Below are 14,873 nucleotides of genomic sequence, written 5' to 3'. Positions count from 1 at the left end.
CTCACATTCCAAATCCCGGTGCACTTGCCCGCACCGGGCTTTCGCCACCCAACCGATACTGATTGTTCCCGCTGCGCTTGGCCTCATACATTGCCAGATCCGCAATGTGCAGCAGCCGGTCCATGGTCGGCGCATGGTCGGGGAATACCGCTACGCCGAGGCTGGTGCCGATGTGGCGTTGGTCGTTGCCGATGGTGATGGGCGGGGACAGTTCGATGAAGATTTTCTGGCAGATGCTACGGGCTTCGTCCTGCAGGTTCAGGCCGGGGGCGAGGCCTTGCAGGATGACCACGAATTCGTCGCCACCGATCCGGGCGACGGTGTCGCTGACCCGCAGGATGCGTTTCAGCCGGGTGGCGGTGGTGATCAGGACGCGGTCGCCGGCGGCGTGGCCGTAACGGTCGTTGATGCTTTTGAAACCGTTGAGATCGATGAACACCAGCGCCACCCGGGTCTCGGTAGCGCGAGCATGTTCCAGTGCTTCCGACAGGCGTTCTTCCAGCACCAGTCGATTGGGTAAACCGGTCAGCGGATCGAAGTGGGCCAGGTGCTGAAGGTAACTGGCCGAGGCCTTCTCTTCGGTGATATCGCGCACCACGCCCATCATCTTGATCATCGCGTCATGATCGTTCTTTACCACGTTGCCGGTTTCCCGCAGCCAGCGAATCGTGCCGTCGGGCCAGACCACGCGGTACTCCTCGTCGTGGTTTTCACCGGTTTCCAGGCAACGCAATTCCCCGGCGCGCACCTTGGCGCGGTCGTCCGGGTGGACGCAGGAGCAGAACAAGGCGTAGGACGGTGTCACTTCACCGATCTTGAAGCCGAACATGCCGAAGATCGCGTCGGACCAATAGAGTCGATCCGTGTCGACTTCCCAATCCCAGGTGCCGATCCGCGCAAAATACTGGCTGCGCTTGAAGCGCTCGGCATCGCCATCCTGGTGGATGTTCCGACCTTCGGCCGCTCGGGTGAGCAATTCGCGATACTCAATAAGCTGCCGACGCAGGACACGCTCGCGACGAATCAACACGGCGATCACGACCATCAGCACAACGACAAGGGCAAAGCCGATCCAGAGTTGAGTCATTCAAGCATCGCTGACATGGCGTATCGATTCGGGGTTGGTGGCGGGTGGCTATCATTCATCACTGCCAACGCTGGGTCAAACGGTTGCCAATGTCCGGCATTTCTGGGAAAACGGCGGCCAGCGGAACAATAGAGTGAATGTTATGAATGATGAACTGCAGATAATCGATCTTCAGCCCGGCGACGGAAAAGCCGCCGTCAAAGGCGCATTGATCACCACCCAATACACCGGTTGGCTGGAAGACGGCACCGAGTTCGATTCGTCCTGGAGCCGGGGCAAACCGTTCCAGTGCGTGATCGGTACGGGCCGGGTGATCAAGGGCTGGGATCAAGGGATCATGGGCATGCAGGTCGGCGGCAAACGCAAACTGCTGGTGCCGGCGCATCTGGGGTATGGCGAGCGGACGATGGGCAAGATTCCGCCGAATTCGAATCTGGTGTTCGAGATTGAGTTGCTGGAGGTTTTGACGCGGGAGGATTGATTGCTCCGCGTTACAGCTGACGTCATAAAACCCGCTGCCTCCGATCACGGAGCAGCGGGTTTTTTCTTGTTTTTTTACCTGAGGCGTTACGCAGCCATCGCCATCTCATCCAGCGTTGCGGCAACCGTGCTGGTCAAGCTCGGAAATCTGCGTTTTACGCTGTTAAGTACCGGCATTACTCGGTTGCGGTCCAGTTTGCCGTGATCGCGGGCGAGCTGGACGAGGGCCTCGAGGGCGGCGGTGACGATGGATTTTCTTTCGCTTTCGAGCAGGAGCAGGCAGGCCTTTTCGGCCCACTGGCTGTCTTTTTCGTTGAGGCCGATGGAGATCAGGGCGGCGACGACGTGTGCATCGGATTTGCTTTCCATGGAGTGTTCCTCAGGTCGTGGCATCGAGAGTGTCCAGCGCCCGGTTCACGGCGAGTTCGCCACACATCACCACTTGGGCGATGCCCAGGACGGTACTGCGGTAGGGCGGGTCCAGCAACGCAGCGAAGTCGCTGAGCATCACGCTGGCCGAGGCCATCGATTCGCAGGCGTGGGCCAGCAAGGCATGTTGATCGATGTGGGGGGCGATGAGGAACATGCGGCCGGGGCAGTGTTGTTTCGGGGCGGTGGGTTTCAGGTAGTGGTCGAGGGCGCGCTCGGCGGCTTCGTGGAGTTTTTTTGAGTCGGTGGAGGAGTAGGGCGAAGTTGGGTCTGAATCAGTTTCGACATCTGTTTCGGGAGGATTCGGTGTGATTTTGAACATTTCGAAGGTTTCCAAAGTGATGCCGACACCACCTCGCGACTAAACGAAAAGGTGGCAGCTATACGCAGGTTAGTCGACCGGCAACCTTCCAAACCGGTGCACCCGAAGGTGCCCTGCGCACAGCTACCATTAAGTGCAGGTATTGAAAACCTGTCTGTTTGGAGCGTTATGCAGTTTGAAGGTAATACCGAGCGACTAAACCCGATCACTGACCATTCAGTGACGCGAATCAAGTTACCGACGCCCTCAAAACCGCACAAGCCGGCGGATTCTGGCGTAGTTGTAGGCAAAGGCGCAAGGCAATGTAGCCTCCCGGATGGGGGCAAAATGATGCGTCATTTTTCAGTCCGCCATCGCGAGCAGGCTCGCTCCCACAGGGTTCTGTGTCGGCTTATCAGGTATGCCGGCTCACGCATTTCTGCTTTGTGATACTGGATATTTAATAAGCCGCTTCAAGCTTGATTTATATCGGTTTCGATATAGCCTGCATGGCACATCCAGCACAAGGAAACAGGCTAAACCATGAAGGTTCATCAAAACCCACCCCAGCGTTTCGCAAGCGTCTGGGATGCACTGGAAGACACGCCGCAGGAAGCAGCCAACATGCGCCTGCGGGCCAAACTGATGCGCACGCTGTGCGAAACGATTCGTGCCTGGGAGCTTCCGCAGAAGGAGGCGGCCAAGCGTCTTGGCATCACCCAGCCGCGCCTCAACGACGTACTCAACGGCAAAATCGACAAGTTCTCTCTGGATGCGCTGGTCAACCTGTCGGCTGCAGCGCAACTGGACGTAGACCTCTGCTTCTCGTCGTCTCCGCCACTGCAATGGGCCGGACAGACGAGGGTTCCCAACGATCCTGCCTCTGAAAAGCCTTCCAGAGGTGGCGCCGTCTGACGCACCGCCTCATTCTCCCAAATCAAATTTTCAAGCCGCGACGGACGGTCGCAAGCAGGCCTTGCCCCTTCCGATCGAAACAGCGACTATGCTCGCCATATAGGGGTAGGGGGTATAGGTATGTCGCACACACACGAACACAAAGGTGAGTTGCTCAATCGGGTCCGGCGCATTGCCGGGCAGGTTCAGGCAGTTGAACGGTCGCTGGAATCCGAGGCCGATTGTGCCAAGACGTTGCACCTGATGGCGGCGATTCGCGGCGCGGTCAATGGCTTGATGGAGCAGTTCATCGAGGCCCACGCCCGCGAGCATGTCGCCCATCCCGACCTCAGCGATGAAGCCCGCGCCCAAGGCGTGGAAGAGTTGCTGCAAGCCATCCGCCGTTATTCCAAGTGAGCACCGACACCATGAATCTGACGACTCGCTCTGACGACTTTTCCCACGATCACCAGTTCCTTGGCGCGTCCCACGACGACAATGCCCGCCGCACCTTGTGGGTGGTGGCTCTGACGTTCGTGATGATGATCGGCGAAATTGCCGCCGGTTACCTCACCGGTTCCATGGCGCTGCTGGCCGACGGTTTTCACATGGCGACCCACGCCGGCGCCCTCGGCATCGCGGCGGCAGCCTATGGTTTTGCCCGGCGCAACGCCAACAACCGCCGTTACAGTTTCGGCACCGGCAAGGTCGGCGATCTGGCGGGTTTCGCCTCGGCCATGGTGCTGGGGCTGGTATCGCTGGGCATTGCCGGGGAATCGGTTTTCCGTCTGTTTGAGCCCACCAGCGTGGCGTTCGGCGAAGCAACCTTAATTGCCGTGGTCGGCCTGGGCGTCAACCTGCTCAGCGCTTTTCTGCTGGCCGGCCATCACGGTCATCATGACCACGGCCATAGCCACGATCATGGTCATCATCACCATCACGACAACAACCTGCGTTCAGCCTACGTGCACGTACTCGCCGATGCGTTGACCTCGGTGCTGGCGATTGCCGCGCTGCTGGCCGGGCGCTATCTGGGCTGGGTCTGGATGGACCCGGTGATGGGCATCGTCGGTTCCATCGTCATCGCCAAATGGGCCTGGAACCTGATGCGCGACAGCGCCGCCGTGCTGCTCGACACCACCGATGAGCCGGTGGCCGAAGAGATCCGCGAACTGCTGGAAACCTCCGACGACGTGCGCATCAGCGACCTGCACGTCTGGCAGGTCGGCCCGCAGGCGCGGGCGGCAATTGTCAGTGTGGTGGCGGCTGCTGGCGTTACGGCAGAAGCGATTCGCGAGCGACTGGCGCCGGTGCATGAGCTGTCGCACCTGACCATCGAATTGCGCAGCGCCTAAGCCCGTACTTCGCTGAACAGCGGAATGCGTCCGTTCAGCGAGGGGCGGTAGTGCCAGGTGAACCGGCTCAGGTCGATGTCATGGGCGAGGATTTCACCTACGGTGGCGCTGGCAATGGTCAGTGCCAACCTTTGCCCCGGGCATTGGTGCCGACCGCTGCCGAACGTGAAGCTGCGGCGGTTGGGGCGATCCGGCAGAAACTGGTCCGGATTTTCATTCAGGGCCGGGTCGCGGTTGGCCGAGGCGAGCAACACCAGTATCACGTCGCCCGCTTCAAAGCGTACGCCGTCGATTTCGCAGGTGTTCGCGACAAAACGTCGAGTGTTCTGTACCGAAGGATCGAAGCGCTGCACTTCTGCCAGCAGCGAATCGACTGACACGTCGTGTAATCCAGGCTGACGCTGCAACGCCACCAGCGCATTGCCAATCAGGCCGGCGGTGGCTTCAAAGGTCTGCGAGCAAAGGCCGATGAGGTTGGCGATCAGCACGTCCTCTTCGCCTGAAATGCGCTGCTGAATGTCGGCGAGAAACGGGTTCGGATCTGCCAGTAATTCAATGAAGTAACCGTGCAATTGCTCCGCCGCTCGATGGGCTGCCGCCAGTTGCAGGTCATTGCTCAGCGGCGACAGGCACGCTGCAAAATCGGCGGTCAGCTCACTGATCGTCCGCGCTTGTGCCGGAGTGAATCCGAGCAAAGCTGCAACCACGCTCACCGGGCCGCGAAACATTGCCTTATATAAGCCGTCGGCATCGTTTGTGATCAACCGAGCGGCGACCAGCGCTTTGACATCTTTGTCATTGATAAGCCCCAGCGGCGGCTCAACGGCCGAACGCGGGCAACGCTGACCTTCACCATCATTCATCCGCATCAACTGGCCAAACACCTTGCCCGCCATGCCGTCGGCGATGGTTTTGGGCACCGGCTCCTGCACCGGACGCACCCGGCAATCTGCATGCGCCAACACTGCGCAAACCGCCCGGGCACTGCTGGCCACCCACAGTTTCAGTCCGTGATGAAAGGTCAGCCCGCCCGCCGCGCGCAGTTCGGCGTAATAAGGGTAGGGATCGGCGTGAGTCGCAGCGATGATCGGGTCCATGGATCGCAACCTTGTCGGTGGGGAAAGTGTTGCTACTATCTCCAGTCCTTGGGGGCGATGATTCGTCCGGGAGCGAAATATGCACGCAGAAAATCAAGACATCGGCGTCTCGCAAGTGGCCGCCGCCATCGCGGAACCGGCGCGAACCAAAATGCTGTGCTCGCTGATGGACGGCCATGCCCGCACCGCCACGGAGCTGGCGACCCTCGCCGACGTCAGCGCCTCCACTGCCAGCGCACACCTGGCCAAACTCAAGGACCTGGCGCTGGTGCGCCTGCACGTGCAGGGCCGCCACCGTTATTACAGCCTCGCCGACAAGCGCGTGGCCCAAGCGCTTGAGGCGCTGATGGTGATCGGCCGGAACCCCGCACCGACCTTCAAACCGCACACGCCGGACCGTCTGCAATTTGCCCGTACCTGCTACGACCATATGGCCGGGACGCTGGCGGTGTTGCTGCATGACCGGTTGCTGGAGGGCGGTTGGCTGGTCGAAACCGATGAGCAGGCGTACCGCTTGAGCGAGAGCGGAGAGGCGCTGTTCGAAGGGTTGGGAGTCGAGGTCAGGGATCTGTCGACGATGCGCCGGCGCTTCGCCTGCCCATGCCTGGACTGGAGCATGCGTCGGCCGCATCTGGGTGGATCGCTTGGAGCGGCGCTGTTGCAGACCGCGTTGAAGCGCAAGTGGGTGACGCAGGATCTGGACAGTCGAGCGTTGACGTTGACGGCGGTGGGGCGCAAGGAAATGATAGAAAAGTTTGCGATATCTAAAGCGTCGTTACCGCCAGTTGATACATCGTTAAATAAATCTTCGCGATTTTGCTGTGAATTTACACATGCCCCACGTCAGTAAATGCAGTAGTTCAATAACCCTCAAACTCAGGAGGGGTGGACAAGCTGATGGCTAAATAGTAGCTTTTGGCCTGTGATCTCTTCGTTGGATCCAAGATGAATGATGACGGCGGGACCTATCTGAACGTAACTCTATGATGACAAATACCACGCAAGGAGAGGCATGTGGCTTTATACAAACAGGGTAATCACCTCACCCATTCGCTTGATTCTGCGTTCGACTCTTTATATGCCCCCGGAACCACAGCTCCCCATCCTGGCATTTACAGATGCACTAACTGTGGTGATGAAATAGCAATCGCGGGAGGCCACACACTACCTCCACAGAACCACAGGCAACATAGCCTAGCCTCTGGGGCAATCAGATGGCAGCTCTTGGTATACCCCGTACAGAATTGATTTTTGTCCGGATATGGAAGTAAGAGTGAAGTTCAGTTCTATTTAAATTCGGGGGGTAGTAATGCGACGTGGCAGATATTTTTTGGCGCGCGTTATAAAGCTTGGGCAGTTGAATCAGGCGCGCTTAATGGATGCGATTGCAAATGCACCTGTTGTTGAGTTAGGGCAATTTGAGTGGACAATAACTGACGTTATTGATATGCGAAACTCCTCGCAGCCGTATTTGTTTGGGAATTTAACGAAGTACTCAAGAGTTGGGGAGGTGACGGTAGTCGATGAACCTGCAAAACAGCAGTTGCGTGCAGAGGCTCCATATCTTCTAGAGGCTAGTGCCCCATTTGTCTATCTTCCAGATTTTTCGGGGCTTGCTTTTTTACAGGTTTGGAATGGTATACAGGAAACGGTATTTCCTAGAAGGTTCAAGTCAATTATTGAAGCAGCCTATGATAATTTTTTTGTAGAGTGCACTGTTGATCCTGTGACTGATTATCGGGCGTTTCTTGAGAAGTTGCAGTCCTTAGACGTAATTAATGAGTTGTCAGCTAAGGTTCATCCGCCAAATCCGTTGTTTGGTCGGTTGTGGGGGAGTCTAGATAAATACGTTCGGAGACGTCAGGCAGAAGAAGTAGTAGTTAAGGAAAGTACCTCAAAGCCGGAGGGTTTAGAAACGAAGTTGCTAGAGCTCATGGAGAAGATTTTATCAAATCCGAAATTTGAACCTGAGGAGGAGCCTGACATTACTGATGCTGCAATTTTGATGGCTGCCGATGGTTATGGCTCTGGAAAAGCTATAGGAACAGAAAACGGTCAGGAGGTTGTTATCAGAACCTCTGAATCACAAAAAAGCTTTTTGTTCGATAAAGCACCGGACCCGGATTATCTTGCTGCAGTTGCGAGAAGTCAGTTCGAGAATATTAGTGATGAAAGAGATATGAGACATTAAATTGAAAGGTCTTTTGTATATTTTTCGGGTGCTATTTATAAGCTTCGAAATGATCATATTGCTTTTGGGTGGGGCTGCTTGGTGGTTGTGGTTGCCGCAATTTAATGATATTGCATCGGTGATTCATCTTAATGATGAAATTAATAAATATCTAATGCTGCTTCCTGCTGGTCTTACAGTTTGGATATTCAATGAAGTGCGATGCTTGCTGCAAGAGGATAAAGATACTCTCCGGTTGCTGCTTAGGTGGGAGGATTATTGGAAGTTAAAATGTCATGCATGGGTAAGCTTGTGTTATGCGGTGGTATTTGTATGTGTTTCTCTAGTGCCTTGGGTTAGTAAGTCTGGTATTGCCACAGGGGGAGGGATTCTTTTGTTTTTGGTTGGAGTTGTCGGTCAGCTGTATGTTGCTGTTAGCGTGTATTTGGCTAGGATTAAGGTAAAGGAGATTGTAGTCAGTGCTGAAGCTTAAAGTTGGTTTGTTAAATTGTATTTGTGTTAAGGCCTGTTGAAGGTTTCGGTTGGTGATTGCGTCTGAGCTTAGGGATTAGAACTGATAACTTGGGACGCAAGGAAATGACTGCGCGATTCGGGGGGTAATGGCCCGAGTCGACGCAGCCTGTTCCGGCGAGTAAACCCTCGACCATCATGCCTGCCAGCCGCCAGCCGCCAGCCGCGTGCAGTGAGCGCGACCGACAAAGGGTCGTTTTACGGCTTGTGGCCCGCGGACGGACTCTATACTGTATATGCGAACAGTATAAGGTCCATGCCATGCAACTCATCGACAAGCTCAGCATCCTCGCCGACGCCGCCAAGTACGACGCCTCTTGCGCCAGCAGTGGCGCGCCCAAGCGCAGCTCCGAGGGCAAGAGCGGGCTGGGTTCCACCGATGGCATGGGTATCTGTCACAGCTATACGCCGGACGGGCGCTGTGTGTCGCTGCTCAAGGTTCTGCTGACCAATTTCTGCCTCTATGACTGCCAGTACTGCGTCAACCGCCGCTCGAGTGATGTGCCGCGGGCGCGTTTCACACCAGAGGAAGTGGTGACGCTGACCCTGGATTTCTACCGGCGCAATTGCGTCAGCGGGTTGTTCCTCAGTTCGGGGATCATCCGTTCGGCGGACTACACCATGGAGCAACTGGTGCGTGTTGCGAAGCTGTTGCGTGAGGAACATGAATTCCGGGGCTATATCCACCTCAAGACCATTCCCGAAGCCGATCCTGCGCTGATCGAAGAGGCCGGGCGTTATGCCGACCGCTTGAGCGTCAACATCGAATTACCGACCGATGCCAGTTTGCAGACGCTGGCGCCGGAGAAGCAGATCGGCTCGATCAAGCAGGCGATGAACACCATCTACACCGGCGTGCAGACCGTGCTCAACGAACCCCGCGCTCCAAAGTTCGCCCCGGCCGGGCAGAGCACGCAGATGATCGTCGGTGCCGATGACACCGACGACAGCACCATCCTCCACAGTGCCCAGGCCTTGTACGGCAACTTCCGTTTGCGCCGGGTCTATTACTCGGCATTCAGCCCGATTCCCGACAGCCCGAAAAGCGTACCGCTGGCCGCACCGCCGCTAATGCGTGAGCACCGCTTATATCAAGCCGACTTTCTGCTGCGCAGTTACGGCTACAGCGCCGGCGAGTTGCTTCAAGGGCCGGGCAATCTGGCGCTGGATATCGACCCGAAACTGGCCTGGGCACTGCAGAATCGCGAGGTGTTTCCGCTGGACCTCAATCGCGCCGAGCCAGCGTTGATCTCTCGCATTCCTGGCATTGGCCTGCGTACCACCGAGCGTCTGGTGGAGCTGCGTCGGCAGCGGCGCATCCGTTACGAGGACGTGGCCCGCATGCGCTGCGTACTGGCCAAAGCCAAGCCATTCATCATCACCAGCGACTACCACCCGCAGCAGGCGGAAGTCACCAGCCAGATGCTTTATCAGCAACTGCGCGACCGGCCGATGCCGCAGCAGATGGGGTTGTGGGGATGATCAATCTCGATTGCGACGACCTGTTCGACACCTGGCGGCCGCAGGCACGCTGGCTGCTCAGTCATGAAATCGATCCCAGCCTGGTGAGCTGGACGTCGGAAGGGGTGAGTGATCTGTTTGCCAGTGATGTGTCGGTGCCTGAAGGGCAGGGGCCGTTTCAGGCGCGGATTCCGCGTGCGTTGCTCGACACCCTGGAACAAGCGTCACGCTACCGTGGCGATCAGCGCTGGAGTCTGCTTTACGAAGTGCTCTGGCGCGTCAGCCACGGCGATCGCACGGCAATGATGGCCGGCGACAAGCTCGGCAGCGAGTTGCAGCGGCGGATCAAGCAGGTACAACGTGAGGCCCATCATCTACACGCGTTCGTGCGTTTCATCGAGCCTCCGTCAGACCTACCGGGCCCACAATATGTGGCGTGGCACGAACCGGCCCACGACATTCTGCACAGTGCCAGTGAACACTTCATCGGGCGCATGGGGCGGCATCGCTGGCTGATCGCTACGCCGCGTGATGGGGTTTATTACGATGGCGAACAGTTGATCCATCAGCGCCAGTGCCCGCTGGAATGGCAGCAATTGGCGCAGAACGTTGACGATCCGCAGGGCGAGTTGTGGCTGGCGTACTACAGTCACATCTTCAACCCGGCGCGGTTGAACGAGAAGGTCATGCAGGGGCACTTGCCCATGCGCTTCTGGAAGAATCTGCCGGAGGGGGAATTGATCCCCGGATTGATTACCCAGGCGCGAACGGGCAAACAGCAGAACGGGCAGGCCGGCGGCATCGCCGGGCGTGGCGGAAAGCGCATTGCCTTGAAACAGGTGGAGCGTGAATCGTCCGTTCAACGCGTCGCCGAAGCCATCAACAAACCAAAACCGGCAAAGGTCACCCCCGAGACTTTCGCCGTCAGCCAAGACCCTTTCGGGCTCGACAGCCAGCCTTTGGCGGCATTGGCGAGCAGCGCATAACTGCCGTGCACCAGAATCACCAGCACGGCGTAAGAGGCCACCAGTTTGAAGAACTGCGGAAGGAAAGCCTGTGTGGTGTCGATGAACTGCGGGAACACCGCCAGAAAGAAGAAAATGGCTTTGGGATTGAGAAACTGCAGGGACGCGGCTTCCAGAAAGCGGTAACTCGGGCGGGAAGGGCGGACGTCTTGCAAGGTTCGGAAACGATCCGAGCGCCAGCTCTTGAAACCCAGGTACAACAGGTAAGCGGCGCCGGCGTATTTCAGCACAGTGAAGGCTGTCGCCGAGGCGCTGAGGATCAGGCCGACACTGGTTGCACTGACGGCTGCAACCACAAAGGCTCCCGAGGCAATCCCCAGAATCCCGGGCACTGCGCCGATCCAGCCCAGGCGCACGGCGTTGGACAGGGTCAGCACCACGCCAGGGCCGGGGCTCAAAATGGTCAGGGTGGCGAAGAGTACAAAGAGTCCGTAGCTGTGCATGTCTGGCTCCGTCGGGGCGCGGGGTTGGGCGTGCGGGCAGATTGGCGTGGCGACGAACCTGTGACAAACGCTTTAAATGCAGCGCATACGTGACTAAATTAGACCCATGAACAAATCACTCCCGCCGCTCAATGCGGTTCGTGCCTTTGCAGTAGCTGCCCGTCATCAGAGTTTCACGCTGGCGGCCGAAGAGCTGCACGTGAGCCACAGCGCCGTCAGCCGGCACATCAAGTTGCTGGAAGAACACCTGGGTGTGTTGCTGTTCGAGCGGCGCATCCGGCAATCGTTGCTGACGCCTGCCGGCCAGCGTTTTTATCAGCAGGTCAGCGCCGGTCTGGCGCAGATCGCCGACGCGGCTGCCGAGTTGCGGCAGCGGGCCGCACGGCCGACAGTGACCATCAACACCCGGCCGTCCTTTGCCCAGTTGTGGCTGATGCCTCGGCTGGAAGACTTCACGGCGGAACATCCGGACATCGAACCGCAGGTGGTCACCCAGACCCGCTCTCCGGATCCTGCGCGAGACAGCTTCGACATCGTCATCCGCCGTGGCCGCGACGACTGGGCGCCGACCATCGAATCGCACGCGTTGTTTGAAGATGAGTTGCTGATGGTGGCGGCGCCCGAGCTGATCGAGCGAATCCCCTTGGCGGACCTTGCCGATCTGGGCCGGCACACCTTATTGACGGTGAGAGCCCGACGCGAAGACTGGCACCACTGGGCGCTGCGTTTTGGCCAGAGTCAGAGTGCGACCCAGGAGATTCGCCAGTTCGATTACATGCATCGAGTCATGGAGGCCGCTGTGGCGGGTGAGGGCGTCGCGTTGTGCCCGACCACGTTGCTGGGCACGCACCTGTCGAGCGGTCGCCTGGTCTGCCCGTTGCCCGATCTGCGGATGCCGCTGCCCCGTTATTACTATGGCGTGGCGCCGCAGGCATCGGCCTCGGCCCAGGTATTTCTGACGTGGTTGCAAAAACAGACCCCATGAAAAAGCCCCCATCGATTTCTCGATGGGGGCTTTTGTGCATCTGGCCGTCAGATCAAACCTTGACGATCCAGACCGCTGGCGCTTCGACGTCACCGGTCTGTACGCCGGTCAGCTCTTTGTAGAGCTTCTGGGTCACAGGGCCGACTTCGGTTTCGCTGTGGAACACGTGCAGGTGGTCGTTGTAGCTGATGCCGCCGATCGGGGTGATCACCGCAGCGGTACCGCAGGCGCCGGCTTCCTTGAAGTCCGACAGTTTGTCGATGAACACGTCGCCTTCGACGACTTCCAGGCCCAGACGGGACTTGGCCAGTTCGATCAGGGACAGACGGGTGATGCCCGGCAGGACCGACGGCGAGTTCGGGGTCACGAACTTGTTGTCGTGGGTGATCCCGAAGAAGTTGGCCGAACCGACTTCTTCGATCTTCTTGTGGGTCAGAGGATCCAGGTAGATGGCGTCAGCGAAGTGCGCTTTCTTGGCCTGGGAGCCCGGCATCAGGCTGGCAGCATAGTTGCCACCGACCTTGGCGGCACCGGTGCCTTGTGGCGCGGCGCGGTCGAAGCTGGAGATCTGGAAGTTGTGCGGGGTCAGGCCGCCCTTGAAGTAGGCGCCGACCGGGATCGCGAACACCGAGAAGATGAACTCAGGGGCGGTACGCACGCCGATGTTGTCACCCACGCCGATCACGAACGGACGCAGGTACAGCGCGCCGCCGGTGCCGTAAGGCGGGATGAAGCGCTCGTTGGCGCGAACCACTTCCTTGCACGCTTCGATGAATTGCTCGGTGGACACATGCGGCATCAGCAGGCGGGCGCAGCTGCGCTGCATCCGCGCGGCGTTCTGGTCCGGACGGAACAGGTTGATCGAGCCGTCCTTGCAACGATAGGCCTTCAGGCCTTCGAAGCATTGCTGGCCATAGTGAAGGGCAGTGGAGCCTTCGCTGATGTGCAGCACGTTGTCTTCGGTCAGGGTGCCTTTGTCCCACTCGCCGTTGCGAAAGTACGACAGATAGCGTTTATCGGTCTTGATGTAGTCAAAACCCAGCTTGTCCCAATTGATGCTTTCGTTACCCATGACACCCTCTATCACTTAACAACCGTCGAAACGGTTCAAGGCTTCTGACGTTTTTTTGGATGGGCACAACAATACTTCATTCTTGAGCGGTTTCGCAGCCCGGGCGATGGGGGGAGCAGCAGATTTATTAGCCTGCTTATGAAAAAACTCCCCCGCGTCGGGTTTTTACAAGTGCAACGCATGCCCGAGGGCACGCAACGCCGCTTCCTGCACCGCTTCACCCAGGGTCGGGTGCGCATGAATGGTGCCGCCGATGTCTTCCAGTCGCGCACCCATCTCCAGGCTTTGCGCAAACGCGGTGGACAGCTCCGACACCCCGACCCCCACCGCCTGCCAACCGACAATCACATGATTGTCCCGACGGGCGACCACCCGCACGAAACCGGTTTTCGATTCCAGGGTCATCGCCCGGCCATTGGCCGCGAACGGGAAGTTCGACACGATACAGTCCAGTCCCGCCGCCTTGGCTTCATCCGGGGTCTTGCCGACGACGACCAGTTCCGGGTCGGTGAAGCACACGGCGGCGATGGCGGTCGGGTTGAATTCGCGGGTCTTGCCGCTGATCAGTTCGGCAACCATCTCGCCCTGGGCCATGGCGCGGTGGGCCAGCATCGGCTCGCCGCTCAGGTCGCCGATGGCGTAGACGTTGCGCATGCTGGTCTGGCAGCGGCTGTCGATCTTGATCGCCGAGCCGTTCATGTCCAGATTCAGCGCTTCGAGGTTCCAGCCCTGGGTATTGGGTTTGCGACCGACGGCCACCAGCACCTGATCGGTTTCCAGGTTCAAGGTGTCGCCGTTCGGATCGCGCACCTGCAACGTACCGTCGAAGCCCAGCACGCTGTGCTTCAGGTACAGCTTCACGCCCAGTTGCTTCAGCGCTTCGTGCACCGGTTGGGTCAGTTCGGCGTCGTAGGCCGGCAGGATGCGATCCTGCGCCTCGACCACACTGACCTCGGCGCCTAGCTTGCGATAGGCAATGCCCAGCTCCAGGCCGATGTAACCACCGCCGACCACGATCAGACGTTTCGGAACCGACTTCGGCGCCAGTGCTTCGGTCGACGAAATGATCGGCCCGCCAATCGGCAGGATCGGCAGGTTGACGCTTTTCGAACCGGTGGCGAGCACCAGGTGTTCGCACTGGATGCGGGTGTCGCCGACTTCTACGGTCTTGCCGTCGATGACCTTGGCCCAGCCGTTGATGACCTGAACCTTGTTTTTCTTCAGCAGCGCGGCGACGCCAGTGGTCAGGCGATCGACAATGCCGTCCTTCCACTCGACGCTTTTGCTGATGTCGAGGGTCGGCGCGGAAACGCTGATGCCCAGTGCCGAATGCTGATTGTGATGCTGAGTCTGGTGAAACTGCTCGGCCACATGGATCAGCGCTTTAGACGGAATGCAGCCGATGTTCAGGCAGGTGCCGCCCAGCGATTCGCCCTCGACCAGAATGGTCGAAATGCCCAGTTGCCCGGCGCGAATGGCGGTCACGTAACCGCCGGGGCCGCCGCCGATGATCAGCAGCGTGGTGTTCAGAGATTGCATGCCA

Annotated in this window: 16 protein-coding genes and 1 pseudogene; 10 read left to right on the top strand and 7 right to left on the bottom strand. The window is 58.5% G+C overall.

Annotated features, from left to right (window positions below):
- Window position 1 precedes the first annotated feature (1 nt).
- Window positions 2–1,087: a sensor domain-containing diguanylate cyclase gene (locus tag M5B98_RS05405; RefSeq protein WP_248742086.1), complete on the bottom strand. Its 1,086-nt coding sequence runs from the start codon at window positions 1,085–1,087 to the stop codon at window positions 2–4.
- A 142-nt stretch (window positions 1,088–1,229) separates the two neighbouring features.
- Between M5B98_RS05405 and M5B98_RS05400 the strand changes: the two genes are divergently transcribed.
- Window positions 1,230–1,568 carry an FKBP-type peptidyl-prolyl cis-trans isomerase gene (locus tag M5B98_RS05400; protein WP_007952931.1) on the top strand — a complete coding sequence of 113 codons (339 nt, stop codon included), beginning with the start codon at window positions 1,230–1,232 and terminating at the stop codon, window positions 1,566–1,568.
- Window positions 1,569–1,654: 86 nt separating this feature from the next.
- Here M5B98_RS05400 and M5B98_RS05395 read toward each other — a convergent pair whose 3' ends face one another.
- Window positions 1,655–1,936: a hypothetical protein gene (locus tag M5B98_RS05395; protein ID WP_085711540.1), complete on the bottom strand. Its 282-nt coding sequence runs from the start codon at window positions 1,934–1,936 to the stop codon at window positions 1,655–1,657.
- 10 nt (window positions 1,937–1,946) lie between these two features.
- Window positions 1,947–2,318 carry a DUF6124 family protein gene (locus tag M5B98_RS05390; RefSeq protein ID WP_207863892.1) on the bottom strand — a complete coding sequence of 124 codons (372 nt, stop codon included), beginning with the start codon at window positions 2,316–2,318 and terminating at the stop codon, window positions 1,947–1,949.
- A gap of 522 nt (window positions 2,319–2,840) precedes the next feature.
- Between M5B98_RS05390 and M5B98_RS05385 the strand changes: the two genes are divergently transcribed.
- From M5B98_RS05385 to dmeF, 3 genes are all read left to right on the top strand, one after another.
- Window positions 2,841–3,212: a helix-turn-helix domain-containing protein gene (locus M5B98_RS05385; RefSeq protein ID WP_248742085.1), complete on the top strand. Its 372-nt coding sequence runs from the start codon at window positions 2,841–2,843 to the stop codon at window positions 3,210–3,212.
- 120 nt (window positions 3,213–3,332) lie between these two features.
- The gene (locus tag M5B98_RS05380) at window positions 3,333–3,608 is read left to right on the top strand and encodes a metal/formaldehyde-sensitive transcriptional repressor (RefSeq protein WP_096822565.1); all 276 of its coding nucleotides are present in this window, start codon (window positions 3,333–3,335) and stop codon (window positions 3,606–3,608) included.
- A gap of 11 nt (window positions 3,609–3,619) precedes the next feature.
- On the top strand, window positions 3,620–4,546 hold the full coding sequence (gene dmeF / locus M5B98_RS05375; protein WP_119427132.1) for a CDF family Co(II)/Ni(II) efflux transporter DmeF: 927 nt from the start codon (window positions 3,620–3,622) through the stop codon (window positions 4,544–4,546).
- On the opposite strand, the gene M5B98_RS05370 is transcribed toward dmeF, so the two are convergent.
- Window positions 4,543–5,643, bottom strand: coding sequence for a cytochrome P450 (locus M5B98_RS05370; RefSeq protein ID WP_248742084.1), 1,101 nt, complete (start codon window positions 5,641–5,643; stop codon window positions 4,543–4,545). The genes dmeF and M5B98_RS05370 overlap by 4 nt on opposite strands.
- Before the next feature lie 79 nt (window positions 5,644–5,722).
- Between M5B98_RS05370 and M5B98_RS05365 the strand changes: the two genes are divergently transcribed.
- The 5 genes and pseudogenes from M5B98_RS05365 to M5B98_RS05345 form a co-directional block, all read left to right on the top strand.
- A complete protein-coding gene (locus M5B98_RS05365) occupies window positions 5,723–6,493 on the top strand; it encodes an ArsR/SmtB family transcription factor (RefSeq protein ID WP_248742083.1) in 771 nt (256 codons plus the stop codon).
- A 525-nt stretch (window positions 6,494–7,018) separates the two neighbouring features.
- Complete coding sequence (locus M5B98_RS05360) at window positions 7,019–7,834, top strand: hypothetical protein (protein ID WP_248742082.1); 816 nt, start codon at window positions 7,019–7,021, stop codon at window positions 7,832–7,834.
- A 1-nt stretch (window position 7,835) separates the two neighbouring features.
- Window positions 7,836–8,306 (top strand): hypothetical protein, encoded by a 471-nt coding sequence (locus M5B98_RS05355; protein WP_248742081.1) that lies wholly within the window; start codon window positions 7,836–7,838, stop codon window positions 8,304–8,306.
- Window positions 8,307–8,605: 299 nt separating this feature from the next.
- Window positions 8,606–9,826 carry a putative DNA modification/repair radical SAM protein gene (locus M5B98_RS05350; RefSeq protein WP_248742080.1) on the top strand — a complete coding sequence of 407 codons (1,221 nt, stop codon included), beginning with the start codon at window positions 8,606–8,608 and terminating at the stop codon, window positions 9,824–9,826.
- Window positions 9,823–10,641: pseudogene (locus M5B98_RS05345) on the top strand (TIGR03915 family putative DNA repair protein); the annotation flags it as partial. The gene M5B98_RS05350 and the pseudogene M5B98_RS05345, both read left to right, overlap by 4 nt.
- A gap of 23 nt (window positions 10,642–10,664) precedes the next feature.
- Here the strand turns inward: M5B98_RS05345 and M5B98_RS05340 are convergent.
- Window positions 10,665–11,273 carry a LysE family translocator gene (locus M5B98_RS05340; RefSeq protein WP_248742079.1) on the bottom strand — a complete coding sequence of 203 codons (609 nt, stop codon included), beginning with the start codon at window positions 11,271–11,273 and terminating at the stop codon, window positions 10,665–10,667.
- Window positions 11,274–11,379: 106 nt separating this feature from the next.
- Between M5B98_RS05340 and M5B98_RS05335 the strand changes: the two genes are divergently transcribed.
- Window positions 11,380–12,258 carry a LysR substrate-binding domain-containing protein gene (locus M5B98_RS05335; protein ID WP_248742078.1) on the top strand — a complete coding sequence of 293 codons (879 nt, stop codon included), beginning with the start codon at window positions 11,380–11,382 and terminating at the stop codon, window positions 12,256–12,258.
- A 52-nt stretch (window positions 12,259–12,310) separates the two neighbouring features.
- Here M5B98_RS05335 and M5B98_RS05330 read toward each other — a convergent pair whose 3' ends face one another.
- Entirely contained in the window at window positions 12,311–13,330 is a 1,020-nt protein-coding gene (locus tag M5B98_RS05330; RefSeq protein WP_248742077.1) for a branched-chain amino acid aminotransferase, read from the bottom strand.
- Window positions 13,331–13,495: 165 nt separating this feature from the next.
- Window positions 13,496–14,869: a dihydrolipoyl dehydrogenase gene (gene lpdA / locus M5B98_RS05325; RefSeq protein ID WP_248742076.1), complete on the bottom strand. Its 1,374-nt coding sequence runs from the start codon at window positions 14,867–14,869 to the stop codon at window positions 13,496–13,498.
- Window positions 14,870–14,873: the final 4 nt, after the last annotated feature.

The organism is Pseudomonas sp. MWU12-3088 (assembly GCF_023242405.1).
Classification (GTDB): Bacteria; Pseudomonadota; Gammaproteobacteria; order Pseudomonadales; family Pseudomonadaceae; genus Aquipseudomonas; species Aquipseudomonas kribbensis.
This window is presented reverse-complemented; position numbering and strand designations above follow the sequence as displayed.

What these genes read in the sequence shown, in the direction of transcription:
- M5B98_RS05405 (WP_248742086.1), bottom strand. Translation starts at nt 1,087, where the DNA reads ATGACTCAACTCTGGATCGGCTTTGCCCTTGTCGTTGTGCTGATGGTC.
- M5B98_RS05400 (WP_007952931.1), top strand. Translation starts at nt 1,230, where the DNA reads ATGAATGATGAACTGCAGATAATCGATCTTCAGCCCGGCGACGGAAAA.
- M5B98_RS05395 (WP_085711540.1), bottom strand. Translation starts at nt 1,936, where the DNA reads ATGGAAAGCAAATCCGATGCACACGTCGTCGCCGCCCTGATCTCCATC.
- M5B98_RS05390 (WP_207863892.1), bottom strand. Translation starts at nt 2,318, where the DNA reads ATGTTCAAAATCACACCGAATCCTCCCGAAACAGATGTCGAAACTGAT.
- M5B98_RS05385 (WP_248742085.1), top strand. Translation starts at nt 2,841, where the DNA reads ATGAAGGTTCATCAAAACCCACCCCAGCGTTTCGCAAGCGTCTGGGAT.
- M5B98_RS05380 (WP_096822565.1), top strand. Translation starts at nt 3,333, where the DNA reads ATGTCGCACACACACGAACACAAAGGTGAGTTGCTCAATCGGGTCCGG.
- dmeF (WP_119427132.1), top strand. Translation starts at nt 3,620, where the DNA reads ATGAATCTGACGACTCGCTCTGACGACTTTTCCCACGATCACCAGTTC.
- M5B98_RS05370 (WP_248742084.1), bottom strand. Translation starts at nt 5,643, where the DNA reads ATGGACCCGATCATCGCTGCGACTCACGCCGATCCCTACCCTTATTAC.
- M5B98_RS05365 (WP_248742083.1), top strand. Translation starts at nt 5,723, where the DNA reads ATGCACGCAGAAAATCAAGACATCGGCGTCTCGCAAGTGGCCGCCGCC.
- M5B98_RS05360 (WP_248742082.1), top strand. Translation starts at nt 7,019, where the DNA reads ATGGATGCGATTGCAAATGCACCTGTTGTTGAGTTAGGGCAATTTGAG.
- M5B98_RS05350 (WP_248742080.1), top strand. Translation starts at nt 8,606, where the DNA reads ATGCAACTCATCGACAAGCTCAGCATCCTCGCCGACGCCGCCAAGTAC.
- M5B98_RS05340 (WP_248742079.1), bottom strand. Translation starts at nt 11,273, where the DNA reads ATGCACAGCTACGGACTCTTTGTACTCTTCGCCACCCTGACCATTTTG.
- M5B98_RS05335 (WP_248742078.1), top strand. Translation starts at nt 11,380, where the DNA reads ATGAACAAATCACTCCCGCCGCTCAATGCGGTTCGTGCCTTTGCAGTA.
- M5B98_RS05330 (WP_248742077.1), bottom strand. Translation starts at nt 13,330, where the DNA reads ATGGGTAACGAAAGCATCAATTGGGACAAGCTGGGTTTTGACTACATC.
- lpdA (WP_248742076.1), bottom strand. Translation starts at nt 14,869, where the DNA reads ATGCAATCTCTGAACACCACGCTGCTGATCATCGGCGGCGGCCCCGGC.